Origin of the sequence: Sorangium sp. So ce145, from assembly GCF_051525985.1 — a bacterium.
In the GTDB taxonomy this organism is placed as follows: domain Bacteria; phylum Myxococcota_A; class Polyangia; order Polyangiales; family Polyangiaceae; genus Sorangium; species Sorangium cellulosum_B.
Window position 1 is genome coordinate 9,357,091 of the sequence record NZ_CP150315.1, and the last position, 21,556, is coordinate 9,378,646.

Annotated in this window: 10 protein-coding genes and 2 pseudogenes; 7 read left to right on the forward strand and 5 right to left on the reverse strand. The window is 68.1% G+C overall.

All coding sequences use genetic code 11. The features are described from left to right. Positions 1–19 precede the first annotated feature (19 nt). The 4 genes from WMF34_RS34625 to WMF34_RS34640 all read left to right on the forward strand — a co-directional run bounded on the left by WMF34_RS34625 (position 20) and on the right by WMF34_RS34640 (position 2,676). On the forward strand, positions 20–571 hold the full coding sequence (locus WMF34_RS34625) for a transposase (protein ID WP_437990512.1): 552 nt from the start codon (positions 20–22) through the stop codon (positions 569–571). 290 nt (positions 572–861) lie between these two features. Further along, positions 862–1,065, forward strand: coding sequence for a hypothetical protein (locus tag WMF34_RS34630; RefSeq protein WP_437990513.1), 204 nt, complete (start codon positions 862–864; stop codon positions 1,063–1,065). A gap of 67 nt (positions 1,066–1,132) precedes the next feature. Next, on the forward strand, positions 1,133–1,756 hold the full coding sequence (locus WMF34_RS34635) for a hypothetical protein (protein WP_437990514.1): 624 nt from the start codon (positions 1,133–1,135) through the stop codon (positions 1,754–1,756). Between the two features lie 197 nt (positions 1,757–1,953). Beyond that, on the forward strand, positions 1,954–2,676 hold the full coding sequence (locus tag WMF34_RS34640) for a hypothetical protein (protein ID WP_437990515.1): 723 nt from the start codon (positions 1,954–1,956) through the stop codon (positions 2,674–2,676). Between the two features lie 588 nt (positions 2,677–3,264). Here the strand turns inward: WMF34_RS34640 and WMF34_RS34645 are convergent. From WMF34_RS34645 to WMF34_RS34655, 3 genes are all read right to left on the reverse strand, one after another. Next, the gene (locus tag WMF34_RS34645; protein ID WP_437990516.1) at positions 3,265–8,361 is read right to left on the reverse strand and encodes a protein kinase domain-containing protein; all 5,097 of its coding nucleotides are present in this window, start codon (positions 8,359–8,361) and stop codon (positions 3,265–3,267) included. A gap of 160 nt (positions 8,362–8,521) precedes the next feature. Continuing rightward, complete coding sequence (locus tag WMF34_RS34650; protein WP_437990517.1) at positions 8,522–10,666, reverse strand: response regulator; 2,145 nt, start codon at positions 10,664–10,666, stop codon at positions 8,522–8,524. Beyond that, positions 10,663–16,632 carry an AAA family ATPase gene (locus WMF34_RS34655; protein ID WP_437990518.1) on the reverse strand — a complete coding sequence of 1,990 codons (5,970 nt, stop codon included), beginning with the start codon at positions 16,630–16,632 and terminating at the stop codon, positions 10,663–10,665. Before WMF34_RS34655 ends, WMF34_RS34650 begins: the two co-directional genes overlap by 4 nt. A gap of 480 nt (positions 16,633–17,112) precedes the next feature. On the opposite strand from WMF34_RS34655, the gene WMF34_RS34660 reads away from it, so the two are divergent. From WMF34_RS34660 to WMF34_RS34670, 3 genes are read left to right on the forward strand one after another with little or no spacing between them, the layout of a single operon-like run. Beyond that, a complete protein-coding gene (locus WMF34_RS34660) occupies positions 17,113–17,535 on the forward strand; it encodes a hypothetical protein (protein ID WP_044966516.1) in 423 nt (140 codons plus the stop codon). Beyond that, positions 17,532–18,563, forward strand: a complete 1,032-nt coding sequence (locus WMF34_RS34665) for a peptidoglycan-binding domain-containing protein (protein WP_012239437.1) — start codon at positions 17,532–17,534, stop codon at positions 18,561–18,563. Before WMF34_RS34660 ends, WMF34_RS34665 begins: the two co-directional genes overlap by 4 nt. Positions 18,564–18,566: 3 nt before the next feature. Beyond that, on the forward strand, positions 18,567–21,086 hold the full coding sequence (locus WMF34_RS34670) for a hypothetical protein (RefSeq protein ID WP_437990519.1): 2,520 nt from the start codon (positions 18,567–18,569) through the stop codon (positions 21,084–21,086). Positions 21,087–21,223: 137 nt separating this feature from the next. On the opposite strand, the pseudogene WMF34_RS34675 reads toward WMF34_RS34670, so the two are convergent. Next, positions 21,224–21,401: pseudogene (locus WMF34_RS34675) on the reverse strand (carboxymuconolactone decarboxylase family protein); the annotation flags it as partial. A 23-nt stretch (positions 21,402–21,424) separates the two neighbouring features. After that, positions 21,425–21,556 (reverse strand): annotated as a pseudogene (locus WMF34_RS34680) (helix-turn-helix domain-containing protein); the annotation flags it as partial.

Consider the following 21,556-nt stretch of genomic DNA (forward strand, 5'->3'; position numbering starts at 1 on the left):
GAGCCGTCCGGTCCAGTAGGTGTCCGGCAACTTCCCGGAAGCTCTGGTCACGCGTCGGCGCCAGCTCATCGAGATGCGAGCTATGGCGATGGCCCGACGCAAACTCGCCCCTCGGGACGTTCGGCCCAGCATCGAGAAGCTCATCGCCTTCCTGTCCAAGCAGATCGAGGAGACCGACCGAGCTGACCACGCGCATCCAGACGCACTCGACATGGCGTGCCAAGGACGAGCTACTCCAGTCGGTCAATGGCGTCGGATGCGTCGTTACCACCACGCTTCCAGAGCTGGACCCCTCGACGGCAAGCAGATCGCTGCGCTCGTCGGGATTGCTCCCTTCAACAACGACAGCGGCAGAATAAACGACCGCCGCAGCATCTGGGGCGGCCGGGCAGCCGTGCGCTCCGTGCTCTACATGGCCTCGGTCGTCGCTAAGACCCACAACCCCGTGCAGCGAGCCGCCCTCTACGGCCGGCTCGCTGCACGGGGCAAGGAGCCGAAGGTCGCCCTCGCGGCTTGCATGCGCAAGCTCGTGACCATGCTCAACGCGATGCAGCGCGACCAGCGCGCGTAGAGCCCGCCGGTCCTCGCCCGCACGGCAGAAACGGCTTGGCGAGGGAAACACCTGCTACCCTATGGCGCTGGACAGCGTTTCGGCCTTGCGGCGCAGAGCCGAGCCGTGAGACTTTCAGTGGGGGAGGCTACAGAAGGCAACGATCCAGACAGAGCTGGCCCGGCGGCTTCGGTTGACCAATCGACTGATAGTTCGGCGGACTGGGCTAGGCCGCGACTGGATCCGACAAGGACATAAGACAACATGACTCTCATCAACAATACAGTAAACAGCCAGATTTGGAGGTGAATATGAGCGGCAAGGGTGGCGGTGGTGGTGGTGGAGGCAAGAGCGGCGGTGGCAAGAGCGGCGGTGGCGGCGGTGGCAAGAGCGGCGGTGGCGGCGGTGGCAAGAGCGGCGGTGGCGGAACGGGCGGGGGCAGGCCCGCGAACGCGCCGAGCACCACGGGGAATCCTTCCGGCGGCGGGAGGGGCAACAATCCGCCCTCGAAGTGAGGGATGGCTTACCGAGCCATGTGCACTATGATGGGATAAGTCGCGAGAAACGGCGTGAGGCAACACAATGGCGTTCGATCTTGCGGAGCTTGCCAAAGCAGTGATCGAGGTAGTCAACGATGAAGCGTCGTTTCTCGCCAAGTACGAAAGCAACTGGGCAGGTGTATACGGCCTTCCGGGACGTCGAGAGTCTCACCTAGTAGCTGCATTCGCATCGCATCTGCGCCGCGCGTACGATGCGAGGTGCGTACTAGACGATAGCCTCTGGTGTCGCCCAGATACGCGATGCGACCTGGCGGTGCAGGTCGGTGACGTGGCCTCGGATCGATGGGCATGGATCGAGCTGAAGACGATGCCGGTCGAGGACGCCAGGGATAAGCTGGCGAAGGCTCATGGCGACATCAGGAAGCTCGATGAAGCTGCAGTCGATCGAAGAAATTTGCCCCAAGCTATTGTGATAGTCGGCTACGATCACGGTGGAGGAACACTGGGGCCACGTCTCACGCGCTTCGCTCGTGCTCACGGTCTCGATCGCTGGTCGAATCCGGGCAACGGCGTTCAGGTTCTCGATCTGCCGGCCTCGCCAGGACGCCAGCACTACGTGCATTCGGTCGTCGGCGTGTGGGCACGACAGGACAGGCGGACGAAAGTTCTTGACTGTAACGGACGTTGCCACTTGGCGGCATCATGACGCGGCATGCAAGTCCTGAAGAGCCGCCGAACAAACCAATGATGCTGACTGTGCGCCGCGCCTCGTTCCGCTCGGCACGGCGCACAGTCAGCACATTGACGAGCGCTCGTTGGGCAGAGCAGAACATGCCTACTCAGCGGGCCATCATTACAATATCGACGCAACCCAGACGAGAGACCAGACCAACAAATATGAACGTGTTCGACACGATCGTGGCGTCGGGGATTACTAGCGGCTTGGTCGCTGCGGCTTTCACTTGGCTGGCAAAGACATGGCTCAGCGAACGGCTCAAGCAATCGATTCAGCATGAGTATGCAACGCTGCTTGAAGCGCACAAGACCACGCTGAAGGCTGAAGCGGACATGAAGCTCGCGGAACTGCAGGCCGGACTGACCGCGGCCAACACGAGCGCGATCGAACGACTCAAGGCCGATCTTCAGGTCGCAGCTGCGGAGCGACAACTCCGGTTCAAGCATATCTATGACCGGGAGGCGGAAGCGATCGCGGAAACGTATGAAAATCTCAGCGACCTCAGGAGCAAAGTCGTGGCATACGTATCGATCATGGAGACCTCCGCCATGGGGACGCGCACCGAACGCCGCGATGCGGTGAACGCAGCCATGAGCAAGTTTACCAGTCGTTTCCGTCTCCACCGTCTGTACTTGCCGCGACCAATGGCTGACGCTGTTCATTCATTCGTTCGCGCGCTGTCTCGCAAGGCCATCGACTTCAACGTTCGCATAGATATCAACGATACACCAGATCACGATTCGATCAACACGTGGACAGCCATAGATGAGTTCATGGAGAAGGAAGCTCCTCGTCTCTTCGACGAGCTCGAGCGAGAATTTCGCCGTCGTCTGGGCCAAGAGGAGATGTCCGGCGAACCAATGGCGGCATCGCATGGCGCGCGTGCCTAACCTGGCGTTGCCCCCGAGGCTGCCCACCATCGCTTGCGCTCCCCTCGGCCGGTAGGGGTGAACACCAATTCGCTAGCGAACCGCGCCGATGTAGCTCGGCCTCCGCGGCGCTCCGCTTCTGTCCTATCCGGGCGCCTCGTCATGCGGCCTGTCACCGTCGGCGCGACCTTGCTTGCCCCTCCGGTGCTGGCGCCAGGCCGCGCTGCCGACCGAACGCGTCGTGGACGACCCGAGCCGCAACGTGGTTCCCGAGGGCGACGACGCAGCTGCGGGCGTTGGCGAGCGCTGCGAGCACGACGGCGCGAGGCGATGGGTCGGCCGGCGCGAGCTCCCCGGACCTCGGGTTCGCCGGTTGGGCCCACGTCGGGTCCATGCCCTGAGGTATCCCCTCAAATTTTCGAGGAATTCACATGAAGACGGGAAGCAAACTCTCTAGGAAATGAGGGGGTTTCTCAGGTCCATGCCTTCTGAGGCGATGCGATCCGTCGTCACGCCCCTCTCAGCTCCCGGGTGCTCAGACGGATCGCACCGGTTCGCCATCCCAGATTCGTCCTCGGGCAGCGCAGTACCACCTGCCCCGGCCGCCCCTCACCGCGCGCGCGTTCCGAGGGGCACGCCGCGGCCCCCCACCCGCTGCAGGGCATAGGCGATGCCGCTCTGGAGCGTCCCCTGCGTGACCACCGCGCCGAGGTCGATCTGCAAGCGAATGAGCGTCTGTGCGACGTCGGGGCGGATGCCCGTGATCACCGCCTGCGCCCCGAGCAGCCGGAGGGCGACGGCGGCGTTCATCAGGGTGCTCGCGACGTCGCCGTCGACCGTGCTCACGCCGGTGATATCGATGATCACGACCTCGGCGCCGCTCGATTCGACCCCCTGGAGCGCCGTGCTCAAAACCTGCTCCGCCCGCTGCCGGTCCATCATCCCGATGAGCGGCATGACCATGATCCGGTCGGTGATCGGGATGATGGGCGTGGAGAGCTCCGCCAGGCGAGCGCTCTGCACGCGGATGATCTCCTCCTGGAGCTCGGCGCGCGCGTGCTCGCTCCGCTCCCGCGCCGAGAACTCGACCCTGAGCTGCTCCTCGGCGAGGCGCAGCGACTCCGTGCGCCTGTGCAGGTTCGCGTAGAGCACGGCGTTCTCCACCGCGGTCGCTGCCTGCGCCAGGAGGAGCTTCGAGAGCTCCAGCCGGGCCGGCGTGAACACGTTGGTCGCCGTGTTGTTCTCCAGATAAAGAACGCCGTTCGTGCGCCCCTGGTGCACCATCGCCAGGCAGAGGATCGATCTCGGGTTGTTCGCGGCGACGTAGGCATCCGCGGCGAAGCGAGGCTCATGGCTCGCGTCCGCGAGGACCACCGGCTGCATCGTCCTCGCGACGTACTGCACGATCGAGGCGGGGACCTCGGCGCTGCCCTCGACGGGGAGCAGCAGGCCGACGCTCACCGCGCTCGGATCCACGGTGATCGACGCCTCGATCATCAGCTGATGATCGCGCTCCAGGACGAGGACCCCCTTCTTCGCGCCGGCGTTCTGGATCGCGATGTCGAGCAGCCGGCTGACAACGCTCTCGAGGACGACCTCGCCGGCGATGGCCTGAGCGGCCCGGATGACCGCCTCGACGTCGAGCACGCTGGTGCTGAGCCTCGTCGTCGAGGTGGTCTGGACCGCGGCCCGGGCGTGCTCCAGCATGCCAGGCGGCGCCGACGTGAGCGCGACCTTCTGCACGAGCTGCGGCGCCTCGGCCGCCAGGCGGTCCGCCTTGGCGGTCGCTCCCCACTGCATGTAGCCGTGGTGGGCGTCGGTCAGGTGGGCGCGCGCGCTCCGGGTGAGGCCGTTCGCATGGTGGAACTTCCCGGCGAGCTCGCTCGCCAGCGCCTGGTCGCGCGTGAACCCGGCCTCCTCGGCGCCCTCGATCGCCCTGTCGTAGAGCTGCGCCACGGCGTGCCGGTCGCCGCCCGAAATGCGCGCGATCTCCGCCTCGGCGAGGAGATGCTTGTGCGCGTAGCTCTTGGGGCAGAGCTCCGCCCAGCGGGCGAGCTTCTCCCGGTGCGCCGACAGCGCCGCAACGAGCCGCTCCTTCTCGGAGGCCGGCGCGCCGTCGCACGAGGCGGCGAGGATCAGGCACGAATAGAAGACGAGCTCGGTCGCCCAGAAGTTGTTCACGCAGCCGGCGGTCATCTTCTCCGCGGCGGCCATGAGCGCGCGCGCGGCGCCGTGGTCGCCGTGGAGATAGGCCAGCTGGACCTTTTGCGTGTGGTACCACGCGGCCACATAGCTGAGCTCCGGGACCGAGACCGTGCTGGCGAAGGCGGCCTCGTCGAAGGTGTCGTCGCTCAGGGTGTGCGTCCCGGCGGTGCCCCCCGTGAGGTTCGCGACGACCTGCCTTGCGCACGTGAGGATGAGCGTCGTGAGCTTGTCGTTCGTCTTCCGCATCAGCGCGAGATCCTGCTCGATCTCGCCGGCCACCGCGCCGAGATCGTCGCCGAGGCTCAGGCTCGCCGAGATCATGTGAATGCAGCAGTACGACGCGTACGCCAGATCTCCCGACTCGAGGCCGGCCTGCCGGGAGCGGGCCAGGAGCTTCACCGTGTCCCGGAGCGGCTCGAAGAAATGGAGAATGCACGCGAAGGTCATGAGGAGCATGCACGTGATGCGCTGGTTGGGGATCCGCTCGTTCAGCTCGATACCCACCCTGGCGAACTGGTAGGCTTCCTTGTACCGGTCGTCGGTGGTCCTCGGCTCGAAGACGCCGTCGATCAGGAGCGCCGCATAGAGCACGCACGCGTACGCCGTGGTGCTCGAGGTGCCGCACTCCACCGCGAGGTTGATCTGCATGATGAGCGTGAGCGGACCGAGCACCGGCAGCCCGAGCGCGGAGGCGGGCTGCGTCAGGTCGGCGAGGAGACGGAGGATGGTCTGCTTCTCTGGATCGGCGACGGTGGGCAGCCCCAGGAGAGCGGAGATCGGGCGGCTCGCGAGGTGGGCCTGCATCGCCTCGAGCTCTCTGCCGAGCAGCGCGCGCTGCTCCTCGGCCGCCGCGGGGATGTCGACCCCGAGCAGCGCGAGGGCCTCGAGGCCGCATCGCACGACCGCGGAGAGGTCGCCGCGCATCAGGTGGAACGACATGCGCAGGTTGCGGACCTGCGCGCCGTCCAGCGGAGATCTCGCGTGTTCGAGGAGCGCGTCGAACAGCCGCTCTCCGGCGTCGAAATGGCCTGTCAGGCAAAGGCACTCCGCGAGCCCGGTGGTCAGCGCGAAGGTGAGTTCGTGCCGCTCGTCCCAGCGTCTCGGGCCGAGCGCGCTCGTGCCGGCCTCGAAGTAGCTCGCGGCCGCCTCGTACGCCGCGCCGGCCTTCGCCCTCCTGCCCGCCTCGAGGTTCAGGCGCGCCAGCGCGACGCGCTCTTCCGGATCGGTGATCCGCGGCATACCGAGGTTCATGTGGGTCGCGACCTCGAAGACCTCACCCTCCATGCCGCCGGGGTCGCTGTCCGCGAGCAGGAGCCGCCCGATCTGGAGGTGGATCTCCTGCTTGCGGGGCCCGTCGAGGAGCCGGTAGGCCGCTTGCTGGACCCGGTCGTGCAAGAACCGGTAGGCGGCGTCGAGCGCGAGCTCCGGCTCGTCCGCCTCGCCGGTCATCGCGCCGCCCAGGGCCGCGTCGAAGAACCTGGAGTCCGCGCCGACGGCGAGGATCAGCCCCTCACGGAGCGCCGCCGACAGCTCGCCTGCCACCTCGCGGCGCGGCCTGTCGGCCACCCTCGCCAGCGTCTTCAGGTCGAAGCGATAGCCGATGCACGCGGCGAGCGTGAGGGTGCGCTGCTCGCTTCCATCGAGCTCCAGGAGCCTGCCCGCCATGAAGTCGACGACGTTGTCCGTGACCTTCATCCGCTGGATGCGCGGCAGATCCCAGGTCCACTCGCGCCGGGCCGGATCGAAGGAGACGAGCTTCTCGGCGTGCAGCGCCCTCATGAACTGGTTCATGAAGAACGGATTGCCGTGGGTCTTGCTCATCACATGGCGCGCGAGCGGCTCGGCCCGCTCGGGGTCGCAGGAGAGCGTGTCGGCGAGGAGCCGCGTCACGACGGGGAGCTCGAGCGGCTTGAGGTCGATGTCGCCGACGGCGACCCCGGCCTTGCGCAGCTCCCCGAGGGTGATCGAAAAGAGGTGGCTCTCGTCGACCTCGTTGCGGCGGTACGCGCCGATCACGAGGAAATGCTTGATCTCCGGTTCTGTCAGGAGCTGCTCGAGGAGCTTGAGCGAGGCCGGATCCGCCCATTGCAGGTCGTCGAGGAAGACGACGAGGGGGTGCTCCTGGGCGGGGATGGCGCTGCAGAATTTCCGGAACGCGAGGTGGAAGCGGGCCTGCGCCTCGGTCGGTCCGAGCGGCTCGACGCCGGGCTGGGGGCCGAGGAGGAGCTCGAGCTCGGGGACGAGGTCGACGAGGTGCTGGCCGTTCTGCCCGACGGCGTTCGCGATTCGCTCCTTCCACAGCGCGAGCGCCTCCGCGGGCTCGGTCAAGAAGGCTCGGACGAGCTCCCGGAAGACATGCGCCACGGCCGCGTAGGGGACGCTCCGGTTGATCTGGTCGAACTTGCCAGCGACGATGTACCCCTTGCCCTGCGCGATGGATTTCTGGATCTCGCCGACGAGGAGCGACTTGCCGATACCGGCGTGGCCGGACACGAGGAGCAGCTCGCTCGCGCCCTGGCTGACGCGCCGCCACGCGCCTTCGAGGACCGCGAGCTCCGCCTCGCGGCCGTAGGCCTTCTGCGGGATCCGGAGCGCGTCCACGTAATCGTGGCGCCCGAGCGCGAACGGCTCGATCGCCGACGCCGCCTCGAGCTGCGTGAGGCACTCGGCGAGATCCATCCGGAGCCCGTAGGCGCCCTGGTACCGATCATCGGGGCTCTTCGCCAGGAGCTTCATGACGATGTCAGAGACGGAGCGCGGAACGTCGGGCGAGACGCGCGCCGGCGGCGGCGGGAGCCTGGCGATGTGGCAATGCACGAGCTCCAGGAGGTCCTTCGTCGGGAAAGGGAGCTTGCCCGTCACCATCTCGTACAGGGTGACCCCCAGGGAGTAGAGGTCCGTGCGCAGATCGATAACGCGGTTCATCCGCCCGGTCTGCTCCGGGGACATATACGCCAGGGTGCCCTCGAAGGCGGCGGGGCTCCTCGGCCGCTGTGCCTCCTGGGAGAGGCGGGTGGCGCTGCCGAAGTCCATGATCTTGGCGTTCCACGTGGACGGTTCGACGATGATGTTCTGCGGCTTGATGTCCATGTGAACGGCCCCGCTCCGATGAATGGATTCGAGCGTGCTCGCGATGGATATCGCGATCCGGAGCGCGTCTTCGAGGGTGAGGGAGCGTGCCGCGATGAGCTCATGGAGCGTGCAGCCCCCGGCGTCTTCCATGATGAGCGCCAGGCTCGCCCCGATCTTCACGATGCCCAGGACGTGAACCACGCCGGGCAGCGCGAGCTCCTTGGCGATGGCGTACTCGTACCGAAGCCTCGCGACCTCGGCCGGCGCTGGGCGCTCGTTCCTGAGGCGCTTGACCGCGACAGGAGCCCGGTCCTCGTTGCGGTATCCTCGGTACACGGTCGACGCAGCGGATTCGTGGATGAGGCCTGTCAGGGTGTACCCGGGGATACCGATCATGGACCAGTTGTAGAGCGCTTCTGTGCGCTGCATCAAGCGGTCCGCACGGCCATTCGAGGGAAATCCGCCACGGCGCCGCCGTGCTCTCCAACCCGGGTGCAGCCGGTCCACAATGTGCGGGCATGAAGCTGATCGCGGAGCGCGCCGAGCCCCGCGTGCGCGGCGAACGGATCGGAGCAGGCGGCGTCGATCCTCATCTCGCCCCGCCGTGGATTCGCCCGGCCAGGGTCGCCACGTGTGCCACCAGATCCGGTGGCTTCACCGGCTTGGCCACATGCATCTGGTATCCGGCCATGAGCGCCCGCGCGCGATCCTCGGCGCGCGCAAAGGCGGTCAACGCCAGCGCCGGCACGCTCCCTCCGCGCTCCTCCGGCAACTGCCGCACCTTCCGGATCAGCTCATACCCGCCCTCGTGCGGCATACCGATGTCGCTCACCAGGACCGTCGGCTGGTGCCGCTCCAGCTCCGCCAGCGCCTCCACGACCGAACCCGCCGTCCGCACCTCCGCCTGGCACTCGGCCAGTATCCGCAGGAGCAGCTCTCGCGTGTCCGGCTCGTCGTCCACCACAAGCACCCGCACCCCCTTCAGGCTCAAGAGCTCCCCGGCGCGGTGCCGTGGCGGCCGGCGCTGCGGCATCGGCGGCGGCTCTCCTCCGGCCAGCGCCTCGGCGTGCTTGGCCGAAAGCGGCAGCTTCACCGTGAAGCTCGCCCCCTGATCCTTCCCCGCGCTGCTCGCCTCCACCGTCCCCCCGTGCAGCTCCACCAGGTGCTGCACGATCGAGAGACCCAGACCCAGCCCGCCGTACTCGCGCGTGGTCGAGGCGTCCGCTTGCCGGAATTGCTCGAATACGTACGGCAAGAACTCCGGCGCGATGCCGATCCCCGTGTCGCTCACCGCGAGGCGCGCGTACGTCCCCTCGCGGCGCAGCGATACCTTCACCTGCCCGCCTTGCCGCGTGAACTTCATCGCGTTGCTGACCAGATTCCACACGATCTGCTGGAGGCGATTCGGGTCCCCCATGACCTGTTCCCCGGCCGACTCGACGCTGAGCTCGAGGCGGATCCCCTTCGCCTTCGCCGCAGGCTCCGCCGATTCCAGCAGCGTTTCGAGCATCTCGGTCAGATCGACCACCTCCACGTCGAGGCTCAGCCGCCCGCCGATGATGCGCGACATGTCCAGGAGATCGTCCACGAGCTTGGATTGCGCCCGCGCGTTCCGCTCGATCGTCCCGAGCGCCCGGCCCAGGATTTCATCCGACGGACCGCGCAGGCGGAGCAGCTGCGACCAGCCGAGGATCGCGGTGAGCGGCGTCCGCAGCTCGTGGCTCAACAGCGCCAGGAACTCATCCTTCAGCCGCCCGGTGCGCTCGAGCTCCGCCCGCGCCGCCTGCTCGCGAGAGAGGAGCATCTCCCGCTCCGCCTCGGTCCGCTTTCGATCGCTGATGTCCGTGGAGATCCCGCAGACCGCATACGCCCGGCCCGACTCGTCGAAGAGCGGACACTTGATCGCGATGTACGTGTGGAGCCCATCGCCCTGGGGCACGCTCTCTTCTATCTCCAGCGGCCCCCCGGCCGCCACCACCCGCCGGTCGAAAGCGCGAAGCGCGTCGGCGCACTCCGCGGGGAACAAATCATAGTCGGTCTTGCCGGCAATCCACTGCGCGGTCACATGAAACAGCTCTTCGTAGCGGCGGTTGATCATCAAATACCGTCCTTCGAGGTCCTTGACGAAGATGACCGCCGTGGAGTTGTCGATGATGGCCTGAAGCAAGTGCTGGCTCTCGCGCAAAGCGAGCTCCGCGCGCCGGCGCTCGGCGTTCTCCGCCTCGAGGGCGGCGTTCGAGCTCGCCAGCTCGGCCGTGCGCTCTCGCACCCGTTGCTCGAGCTCCTGGTGAGCGCGCAGGAGCTGCGCGTTCTTCGCCTCGAGCTCCTTTTGCGCCTCGCGCAAGCTCAAATGCGTCCTGATCCGCGCGAGCACCTCTTCTATCTCGAACGGTTTGGTGATGTAATCGACGCCCCCCGCCTCGAACCCCACGAGCTTGTCCGCCACTTCTCCGAGGCAGGTCATGAATATCACCGGGATGTCTCGGGTGCCCTCGGCCGCCTTCAGGCGCCGGCAGGTCTCGAACCCGTCGATCCCAGGCATCACCACGTCCAGCAGGATCAGGTCGGGTTTCATGAGGCTGGCTCGCTTCAGGGCCGCCTCCGCGTCCTCGGCGGCGAGCGCCTGATGACCGGCGGATTCCAGATGATCCACCAGCAGGGCCAGGTTCGTGGGCATGTCGTCCACGATGAGGATCGTGGGCTCACGAGCGCCGGGCGCGGAGGCTCTGCTCATGATCGCCGACCGTCGGCCACCACCTGGCCTGCCGCGGCGTGCTCCTCGACGAACTCCTGCAGCTTCCGCATCTGGTACGTCCGCGCCAGCGTCTGGAGCTGATCGAGCCAGGGGCCGAGTCGCGGCTCGACTTGCTGCATCCGCTCCGCCTCCGCCAGCACCTTCCGGATACGGCCCGACGCCACGAGCCGCGACAGCAGCGATAGCTGTTCGGCCGAGGGCGGCGCCAGCGCGTCATCCCCCTTGACCACCGCGGCGGCGGGGGCGTTCACCGGTTCATGCGTCCATTCCACGCGCAGAAAACGGGCGATCTTCTCGAAGAGCAGGCTGGCATGCACCGGCTTCGGCAAGAAGTCGTCCCAGCCGGCGTGGGCCCCCTTCGGCCGTTCGGCGGCGGTGACGTTCGCCGACGAGGCCAGGATCACCGCCCCGTCGAGCTCGGGCATCTGCCGAAGGCGGCGCGTGGTCTCATAGCCGTCCAGGCCTGGCATGGCCAGGTCCATCAGGATCAGCGCCGGCCTGTGCTCCAGGGCGAGCCGCAGCGCGGATTCGCCGCCGTCGGCCTCGACGAGATCGAAGCCGATGGGGACCAGCAGATCGCAGAACAAAGCGCGGTTGCCGGGGTTGTCGTCCACGACGAGGATCTTGCGGCGCTCGCCGCGATACCCGGTGATCGTGGCCCACGCCGGGGCCTCGTCGGCGGCCGCGGAAGAGGGCGCCTCGGCCAGCGTGAGCGTCACGGTGAACGCGCTGCCTTTGCCGAGCTCGCTCTCGACATGGATGGTCCCGCCCAGCTGCTCGACGATCCTCTTGCTGATGGCGAGGCCGAGCCCCGTGCCCTCGCTCTTCACCCGCTGGTCTCCCACCTGCTCGAAGGGCTCGAAGATGCGCGCGAGGTGCTCGGGGGCGATGCCGGTGCCCGTGTCCTCGATCCGGAAGCGCACGTCGCGCGGACCACCTCCGCCGTCGTCCAGCACGTCGACGAGCAGGGTGACCGCGCCGCGCTCGGTGAACTTGATGGCGTTGCCGAGCAGGTTCAGGAGCACCTGCGTCAAGCGCTTCTCGTCGGCGTGCACGGCGGCGAGCGCCGGGCCCCGCACCTCGTAAGTGAAGGCGATGCCCCTCTGTTCGGCGCGCACGCCGCAGAGATCCACCACGTTGTGCACGAAAGAGGGAAAGTCGAACCTCCGGGGGACGAGCTCCATCTTGCCCGCCTCGATCTTCGCCAGGTCCAGGAGGTCGTTGAGCAACGCCAGCAGGTGCTCGCCCGATTTCTTCACGATCTGCACCCCTTCGCGGCTCTTCGGCGAGAGCTCGGGCGCTCGCATGAGGAACTGGGCGTAGCCCAGGATGCCATTGAGGGGCGTGCGCAGCTCGTGGCTCATGCTCGAGAGGAAATCGCTCTTCGCGCGATTGGCGCGGTCGGCCGCCTCCTTGGCGATCCGCAGCTCCGCCGTCCGCTCCTGGATCTTGACCTCCTGGTCCCGGTACAGCACGGCGTTCTCGACGGCGATCGCCGCCTGCGAGGCGAGCACCGACAGGAGCTCCACGCGCGCCGGAGGGAACGCCGACGGCACGTCGCGGTGCTCCAGGTACAGCACGCCCACGACGTGGCCTCGATGCGTCAAGGGCAGCGCCAGCAGCGAGAGCACCGCGTGCAATGCCAGGTACGGGTCGCCGGCGAAGCGCGCGTCGGACCGCGCGTCGCCCGTCACCACCGGCTCGCCCGTGCGGGCCGCATATTGCACCACCGCCACCGGCACGTCGTGGCTCTGTCCGAGAGGCTCCGACAGGCCCGCCTCGATGCGGGTCCCCTCCACCCATAAACGAGCGACGACCGAGAGCGCCTCCCCTTCGCTGAGCACCAAAGCGCCGCGCTGCGCCCCCGCGTTCTCCAGCGTGAGCTCCATGAGCCGGCCCACCACGCGCCCCGGGTCGAGCTCGCCCGAGAGCGCCTGCGCCGCGCGCACCGCGGTCTTCACGTCGAAATGCGCGCCCGTGGACCCGCCCGTGGTCGTGGTGGTCGCCGTCACGGTCGTGCGCTCGGAGGCCGACCCGTGCATGGACGCCTTGAGCACGGCGGGATACCTCGCGCCCAGATGGGCGACCACCGCGTCAGCACCCCAGCGCGCGTAAGCGTCGCGCGCCTCTCGCAGGTACATCGCCCCGACGTGGCCCTTGCCCTCCTCCAGCCGAGACTCGGCGGCGAGCTGGGCCGCCAGGGCCTCGATGTGCAGGAAGCGGTGCTCGCGGGCCAGCTCGATGGCCTCGTCGTATCTGACCGCTGCCTCATCGCGCTTGCCCAGGACGCGGGCGTATTCGGCCTCGCCGAGGCGCAGCTTGTGGAGGAAATTGGCCTCGCAGCCTTCGGTGAAGTAGCGCAATCGCGCGAGGCTGTGCTCGATGTGCTGCCGCAGCCGCGCCCGTTCCTCGTCCGTGACGGCGTCGGGCCAGCGCTTCGCCGCCGCGAGCGCGAGAAAGAGCGCGATGTCTGTCACCATAGGAATCCCGAGGAGGTCCGCCTGGAATTGCTCCGCCTCCCGCATCCTCGACAGCGCCCGCTCCCACTTGCCGACGGCGCAGAACAGATACCCTTCCAGGGTGCGAGCGAACCCTCCGGTGTACCTGTCCCCGTCGGCCAGGAGGGAGCGAGAACCTCGCGGCAACGGCTCCTCCTCCAGGAGGCGCTTGGCGCCGTCAGGAGACATCAAGACATCGCAAAAGGACGCGACCAGCTCGAAGTGGTGTCGCCCGACGGCGTCCCCTGCGCGCTGCACCAGCTCCCAGCGCGCCTTGTGCTGCACATCGACCTGGCCGAGCGGCAGGCCGCGCCACAGCCGGTAGTAGAGCAAGTCGCACAAGAGCCCCCAGCTCGTGCCTTGAAACGACCCGATCTTCAGGCCGGCCGCGATGGCTTGCTCATACACGGGGGACGCTTCATCGATGGGCCTCGAGTGGCCGAGGTAGATCCCCTTGAGCGCGAGGCACTCGGGCAGCATCGCGGAGCCCACGCGCTCTGCGGCGCGCACCCCAGGCGTGAGCCAGCGCATGGTGCGGCGATACATGCCCGTCGCCACCGACCACGCGTTGGCGAAGCTGCAGATCATGAGGGTGGCGGCGGGCGTCAGCGCGTCCCGCCGTATCGCCTCGGACACGATGCGGGCGATGACGAGCGAATACAGCATCGGCCGGCCGCCGTAGATCGCGCAGAGCTGCGCCTGCGTCATCAGGGCATCGATGAGCCGGTGCTCCAGCGACGGATCGACCTGCATTCGATCAAACCCGTCCGGCTCGCGATCGAGCCATCGATCCAGCGCGGTGGACTCTCGCAGGAGCGCGGCCTGGCACGCCTCATCCGTGTCGGGGAACGTGATGCCCTGCTTCGCGAGGGCGGCCATCCCGAGCCCGATTCCCCGCGAGTACTGGCCCGTGGCGACGCAGCAGCGCGTGCGGATCTCCTGCGCCGAGAGCCAGGCGACCTCCGGCAGGGGCCTGTCCAGCAAGGCGAGCGCGCGCGCCTCGACGTCGTCGAACTCCCGCAGCAGATAGGCGGCCTCCAGGCGCTCGAGCCCGATCTCCGCCGACAGCGCGCGCTCCTGCTCCCAGGCCCGCTCGCCGAGGAGCGCCTGGGCGCTGTCCAGCAGGTGGGTCATCAACCGGTACGAGCTCGCCGCCTTCGCGGCGCGCGCGGCCTCCAAATTCAGCCGCGCGAGCTCCTTGCGCTCCTCCACGGACTCGAGCCGCGCCGCGCCCAGGTTCAGGTGCCGCACGAGCTCCAGGAATTGCTGGGCCGTCCCCCCCTCGGCGCGATGACGCGCCTCTAGCCGACGGCCGATCTCGAGGTGCGCGAGCACCCGTTGCTCCGGCGAGATCCGCTCATAACTCGCCTGCTGCACGCGGTCGTGCAGGAACCGGTAGGCCGCGTCCATCGCCGCTGCGCCGATGACCCCGAGCGCCTGCGCGGGGCGGTAGGCCCCATCGACCGGCACCACCAGCTCTGTGTCCAGCGCCGGCCATAACGCCCCCGTCACGCGGGCGCGCTCCCACCCGCTGAGCCGCTCCAGGTCGTGCAGGTGGAACGTGTGGCCTGCGCACGCCGCGAGCCCCAGGAGCTGCTGCGTCGGCTCGGGCATCTCACGCACCTTGCCCGTCAGGAGCGCCACCACGTTGTCGGTGACACCCGCCTTCTCCAGCGACGATTGCTCCCACCGCCACGCCCCGGTCTCCGGGTCCCTCACCACCTGCCTCTGCCGGTGCAGGGAGAGCAGCAGCTGCTCCAGGAAGAAGGGGTTTCCGCGGGTCTTGCGCGAGAGCACGCGCGCCAGCGGCTCCACCCGCGCGGGCTCGCTCTCCAGCGTCCGCGAACACCACTTTTGCACCTGCTCTGCCGACAGCGGGCCCACCGTCATCCGCGAGACGTTGGCGTCGCTCTTTTCCACCGCCTCCACGAGCTTCCACAGCGGGTGCTCGGGCGGCGTCTCGTTGTCGCGGTACGCCGCGATCACCAGCAGCGATTTGCGCTCCACGTCCGTCAGCAAGGTCTGCAGGATGATCAGCGTGGCGCTGTCGGCCCATTGCATGTCGTCCAGGAACATCACCAGCGGCGGGTTCGGCGCCGTGACGGCTCGCACGAAATTCAGCCACGTGAGCTTCTGCCGGTTGAGCACCTGTTCGCCCTCCACCGGCGGCACCGGCGGCAGCTTGCCCATGACCAGGTCGAGCTCCGGCACCACGTCCGCGATGAGCCGCGCGTTGTCCCCCACCTCGCGCCGGATCCGCTCCTGCCAGGCCTCGAGCACCGCCTCCGAGCTGGAGAGCCATTGGCGCATCAGCGCCCCGAACGCTTGCGCCAGCGCCGCGTAAGGCGTCGACCGCGCGAGCTGATCGTGCTTTCCCGCGATCAGGAGCCCGCGCCCCGCCTGCGCGATATCCCTGTAGACCGTGCGCACCAGCGCCGTCTTGCCGATGCCCGAGGGGCCGCCGACGAGCAGGAGCTCGGTCATGCCCTGCGCGGCGCGCGCAAAGGACTCGCCCACCCGCTCGACGTCGCGCTCCCGCCCCACGAGCACCTGCGGCAACCGGAGCTTGCGTGAAAAGTCCTTTCTTCCCAGGCCGAACGGCTCCACCGTGCCCCGCTCGTCCCATTGATGGAGGGCCTCCTCCAGATCCTCCGCCGCGCCGCGGGCCGTCTGGTAGCGCCGCTCGGGATCCTTGGCCAGGAGCTTCGCCACGATGGCTGCCACGGCCCTCGGCACCTCCGGGGCGACGGCGTCGAGCGGAGGCGGGTCCTTGGCCAGGTGCGCGTGCACCAGCGAGAGCGGATCACGCTCCGTGAACGGCAGCCGCCCCGACGTCACCTCGAAGAGCGTCACCCCCAGCGAGTAGAGGTCCGTGCGCGTATCGAGCGCGCGCGCCGTGCGCCCCGTCTGCTCCGGGGAAATATAGACGAGCGTCCCCTCCAGCGCCTCGGGGATGCTCGCCTCGGTCGCCTCCTGGGACAGCAGCGAGGCGATGCCGAAGTCGAGCAGCGTGACCCTCTCGCACGCCTCGTCCACCAGCACGTTTTGCGGCTTGATGTCCTTGTGCATCACGCCAGCGGCGTGCACCCCCTCGAGCACCCGTGACAGGAGCCGGCCGAGCCGCAGCGCTGCCCCGACCGGCACGCGCCCCCGCCTGGTGAGCAGGCGATCGAGCGAGCCGAGGCCAGGATCCTCGAGCACCAGCGCCGCCGCGCCGCCCCGCTGCTCCAGCGCCCGTGCGCGCGCCACCCCGGGCACCTCGGCGAGCTGCATGAGCACCTGGTGCTCGTGGATCAGCCGCCCCATCACGCGCGGACTGGCCACCTCGGCCACGGGGATCTTGATTGCCACGCGCGCCCCCGAGGGGACATGGACCGCGCGCCATACCCGTGTCTCGTTGCCGTCGTAGATTACCTTTTCCAGCGTGTAATCCGGCAGCTCCATCATTGCCCCCCTCGCATCCTTCAGGGGCGCTGCTGTCGGAGCCTCATCGTAGTGTCGAGCAGGACGGAATGCGACCAGCGATCCTCCCTCCAGGGAGATTTTCGGGCGACCTCTGCTGCGCGACAAGGCAGTGGTCGTCCCCGCGCTTCCCGGCGGCCGAGCAGGTTCCTGCTTGATCTGTCCTCCCGCGCCGCTCAACCGGCGCTCCGCGCGGGCGCGCGCCGGCCTGTACCTGCGCATCCAGTGGGCCGACATCCAGACCTCGTTCGAAGATCACGAGGCCGTGCCGTACGTGCGGATGCTGCGGCGCTCGTCAACGAGGCTGATCAGGATGTCTTGCCCGCACTGCCAGTCCGACAGCGGTCCTCTCGATCCATCACGATCTCCGTCGCATTGCAGCGTTTCGCGCCCCCGAAGCGCGAGCGCTCGGGCTCATTTTCGGCTTGCCGGCGTCCGGAACGACCATGTAGTATCTTTCGCAGCATGTTGACGATTCGCGCGGAGCAGCTTCGGGTCCTGGCCGCCGCGCGCGAGGCGTGCTTCATGAGGGATCTGGAGGCCCATGTCCGGCGCCATTTCCCGGCGGTCGCGGAGGCGCAATCCCCGTCGGCGCTCCAGGCCTCGCTGCGCGGCGCGGTCGCGCGCGCCACCGCCCTCGGGCTCGAGAGTCCGCAGGACCTGTGCCTCTATGCCAACATCGGCGCGGTCCTGGGGTGGGAGTTCGAGGCGGCGCCGCAGCACGCCTGGATCGGAGATCTGCTCCGTGATGCCTCGATCGCGTCCACCTCCCATCGCCTCCGCCTCGCGGTGAACGAGGTGGGACGGCGCCTCTCGCTCGAGGAGCAGAATCGCGTGACCGAGCAGCAATTCAAGGCCACCGCCCAGGCCCGCGCGGGCTCGACATGAACCCTTCCACCGGCGGCCCCACCTCGCAGGCGTTCTTCCAGGCGAACACCTCGGCCGGCGGCTTTGGCACCGTGCCCCTCCAGGGCACGACGACCCCGTGCCCTCCGGTCACCAAGAAGGCGCTCGAGGTCACGGTCGTCGAGCGTATCGGAGAGGGCGTGCGCCCGCTCGGCGATCATCTCATCGAGCTCTCCAGAGGACAGGCGCGCTACCGCCTGCCAAGCTCCGCGTTCGGCCCGGCGCGCTTCGAGGGGCTCGACAGCGTGACGCACGGCTTGACCCTCGTGGGCATCGACCAGGACGCGTGGGACGTCATGATCAGCGAAGGGCTGCCCGAGCAGAACATCACGAGCAACCTGTCCCCGGACTGGCGCCCGCCGGAGGAAGCGCAGCTCGGCGGCGGAGAGCACACGGTGCAGCCCGGTGAGGGCGTTGACAAGCTCGCGCTCCGCTTCGGTCACCTCCCCGAGATCCTCTGGGGCTACGAGCCCAACGCGCCGCTCCGCGGCGCCCGCGAGAGCCGGAACACGCTCCACCCCGGCGACAAGCTCCACGTGCCGCCGCGGCGCCCGAAGCAGATCGACGTCGTCCCCGGCCATCATTACGTGCTGGTGCGCAAAGGCACCATGTCCCGGCTCCGCCTCCGGATCGAGGTCGCGTTCGAGCCTCTCGACATGGCCCGTTATCTGCTCGAGATCCCGAATTTCCCCACGTTGAGCGGCCCCACGGTGAACGGCTACATCGACGTGGCGGTGCCCGCCTCGACCAGCGCGGTGCGCGTGACGATCGACGGCTTGCCGCGGCCGATCCAGCTCCGCCTCGAGACGCTCCTGCCCCTCCGGAGCGACGCCGGCGTCCAGCAGCGGCTGCACAACCTGGGCATGCCCTGCGGCCGCACCGATGGCACCATGGATGACCAGGCGAGCGCGGTGTTGCGGCGCTTCCAGCAGATGGTGAAGCAAGCGCCCACCGGCGCGATCGACAACAACGTCCGCGCCGCGCTGTGGAACCTGCACGATCGAGGGTGATCCATGGCCGATCCGCTGACCATCGCCGAGCTGCTCGAGCGCCGCCGCGCCAGGATCGCGGCCTGCCACGACGCCGCGCTGAACGTGCTCGAGAATCGCGCCGGGAGCCTCTCGGATCCGAGCGACCACACCACGGTGATCAACCTGCCTCTCCCGCCCACCGTCTTCACGGTGGTGAGCTGGAACGTGCAGACCTTCGAGGCCGGCAAGAGCCTGGGGACCCCCTTCGTCAACCAGGTCATCAACAGGGTGCTCGAGGCCCTCGACGCGGACGCCTGCATCCTCCTCGAGAGCCGCGCCGACTCCTACGTCAACATGAACGCCATCGAGACCGGGCACGTCGGCACCTCGGACTGGAAGCAGATCGCCAACGAAGAAGACGTCGTCGAGGACGACGAGGACGACGACGACGAGCCGGACGACACCACCCTCCAGGAGGCCCTCCTCGACGAGCAGGATGACGCTCCCATCGACGGCGGCGAGCCGCTCACCTACGCGCAGAACGTCAGCGAGATGACCGGCAAGCGCTGGCTCCCACCCAAGGTCATCGCCGTGTACGACCCGTTCATGGTGCCGCTCTGTCGTGACATCCGCGATCTCATCCGGATCAACACCATCGAGCAGAAACGCCAACAGGCGGGGAAGCTCCCGAAGAAGGAGCAGGGGCAGAAGGACCGGCTCACGAAGAAGCTCGCGACGAAGGGGAGGCTCACGCTCAAGGAGCAAGAGCGGCTGCAGCGGCTCCTGAAAATGGAGCAGGAGCGGACCGGGAAGCTCACGAAGAAAGAGGAGAAGACCCTCGCGTCGCTGACGAAGAGGCGCGACGCGAAGCTCCAGAAAGACCCGCATCACTACGACGACGCTCGGATCCCGGACGCCAACCGCGCGAAGTTCGCGTCGAGCTACAACTTCCACCCGAAGATCTTGAAGGGCCTTTGCGTGGGGGACGGCGGCGCTCCCTCCGTGGCATGGCGGGCCGCGCTCGCCGAGGAAGGCGCCGCTCCTCTCCGCGACTACTACGATCTCTACTTCATCCAGAATGACTGGTCGGAGGGGGTCGTCCCCTGGGGCCAGGACCTCTCCGGCGTCACGGCGATGTCCAACTGGCGCTTCTTCCTCCGCTTGAAGAGCTGCGTCTGCGGCGAGTATCTCGGCGCCGGCGCGTGCGCCCAGTGTGAGCCGAGGGGCCCCTACACCACCGCTCTCGCCAACCTGCGCCAGGCGGTCGACGCGGTCACGTTCTACCGCTGCACCTGCCAGGAGAGCTATTCGATCCTCCTCCGGCAAGAGACGGAGGTGATCGGCTCGAGCGCCACGGGGCAGTGGATGCAAGGCAAGCTCGTCTCCGTCAAGGCCGCCGCCGCGCGCCTCTTGATGCGGGCCCCCGACGAGCACGACAATTCCCACGGCAAGCTCGTCATCAAGTCGGGCCCGCTCCTCGGTTTTCAAGACCAGAGCGTCGGCTTCTACGGGCGCTGTCCCTATCTCCTCCCGGTCGAGCTCTGGCTGCCTTACCGCGACGTGAGCCACAAGCTGTACCTGGTCGCGTTCCACGCCCCGTTCGGGGCCGACAACCTCGACGGCATCAAGCTGCGCGCCGCGGCCATGCGCGAGCTGCTCGAGGGAGGCGTGGGAAAAGGGTCGAAGCTCGGCGACGAGCCCGACGTCATGGTCATCGGCGACTTCAACCTGGACTGGGCGCCGAGCTTGACGAAGCCCAGCAGCCAGCAGCAGATCGCCAACGAGCTCTACGCGCATCTCACGGGCAAAGGGTTCGTCCCGCTCATCGACGGCGGCGTGGCCAGCTCGCTCATCAGCATCCACGGCCAGTCCAAGTGGAAGCAGACGAATCCAGTCACCTCCGAGTACACGAGCAGCGCCTACGACAACTGCTTCCTTCGCGGCGACGACGTGCGCGCGCACGTGGCCAACGCCGCGGTCGTCGACGTGATCTCGTGGATCGAGGACAACCTCGGAGACTTCGATCTCCCCGCCACGGATCCGCAGCGCGACACGCTCGGCGCGCTGCCCACGAAGACACAGGCCTTCTACATCTACCGGAAGTACGTCAGCGATCACCTGCCCATCGTCTGCGACATCCTCGTGGCCCCCATGACGCCCCGGATGAAGCACCTCGCAGAGTCTGCCCGCGTCGAGGCCAACCAGCAGGAGGAGCGCCGGATCCGGGAGCAGGGCAAGGCCCTCATCCGGCTCACCAACCTGTCTCAGCACGAGGTGGTGTTCGGCTATCAGGAGCTCCTCTCCTGCGACACGACGACGGAGACCGTCGACAGCTATCAACCCGGGGGCGACAAAACGGGCCGCGTTGGCGCCTTCGTGGGCACCGTGGATCGTCACGAGGACGATCACCTCATCCTTCGCTGCGAGCCGATGCGCGGGCACGTCGCCTGGCTGGCGTGGCGCCCCGAGGCGCGCCCGCGTCAGATAGCGATGATCCTCAAATACCACCCACCCGGGACGCGCATGAAGTGGATCGTGCGCAATCCCAAGCCGTTCCATTGACGCAGCGCCTGACCCGGGCGGGTGGGGCGATGGAGCAGCTGGTTGATCTCGACCCAGCAGGCGCGGGGCAGGCGGTCCTCCAGCGCGGCGGTCGTCGCATCGGGCGTCCGCGTCGCGACGTAGCCCCAGCGGTTCGTATCGAAGAGGTTGGTCAGCGCGATGTGAAGGGTCAGCGCCGCGAGCGCTGGCTCGTCGTAATGCTCGCGGCCTCCTCCCAGACGTCATCGGGCACTGGATCCGCGATCACTGAGCCTCGTCGAGCGCGAGCGCGGCGCGCTCCGCGTCGGTGAAACAGGGCGCCTCGCGCCAGGCTGCGTGCGCTCGAGGAGTCTCACGCCGAGCGACGCCTCGAGGCGAGCCACACGCTGGCTGACCGTCGAACGCGGCAGCCGCGGCGCTTTCGCCGCCGCGCTGAAGCTCCCGAGCTGCACCACCTCCACGAACGTCGCGATCGCGTCGAAGTCGAACAT

Bases quoted from the DNA above. Each gene is read 5' to 3' on its own strand.
- WMF34_RS34630 (WP_437990513.1), top strand. From the start codon at position 862: ATGAGCGGCAAGGGTGGCGGTGGTGGTGGTGGAGGCAAGAGCGGCGGT.
- WMF34_RS34635 (WP_437990514.1), top strand. From the start codon at position 1,133: ATGGCGTTCGATCTTGCGGAGCTTGCCAAAGCAGTGATCGAGGTAGTC.
- WMF34_RS34645 (WP_437990516.1), bottom strand. From the start codon at position 8,361: ATGCAGCGCACAGAAGCGCTCTACAACTGGTCCATGATCGGTATCCCC.
- WMF34_RS34650 (WP_437990517.1), bottom strand. From the start codon at position 10,666: ATGAGCAGAGCCTCCGCGCCCGGCGCTCGTGAGCCCACGATCCTCATC.
- WMF34_RS34655 (WP_437990518.1), bottom strand. From the start codon at position 16,632: ATGATGGAGCTGCCGGATTACACGCTGGAAAAGGTAATCTACGACGGC.
- WMF34_RS34660 (WP_044966516.1), top strand. From the start codon at position 17,113: ATGTTGACGATTCGCGCGGAGCAGCTTCGGGTCCTGGCCGCCGCGCGC.
- WMF34_RS34665 (WP_012239437.1), top strand. From the start codon at position 17,532: ATGAACCCTTCCACCGGCGGCCCCACCTCGCAGGCGTTCTTCCAGGCG.
- WMF34_RS34670 (WP_437990519.1), top strand. From the start codon at position 18,567: ATGGCCGATCCGCTGACCATCGCCGAGCTGCTCGAGCGCCGCCGCGCC.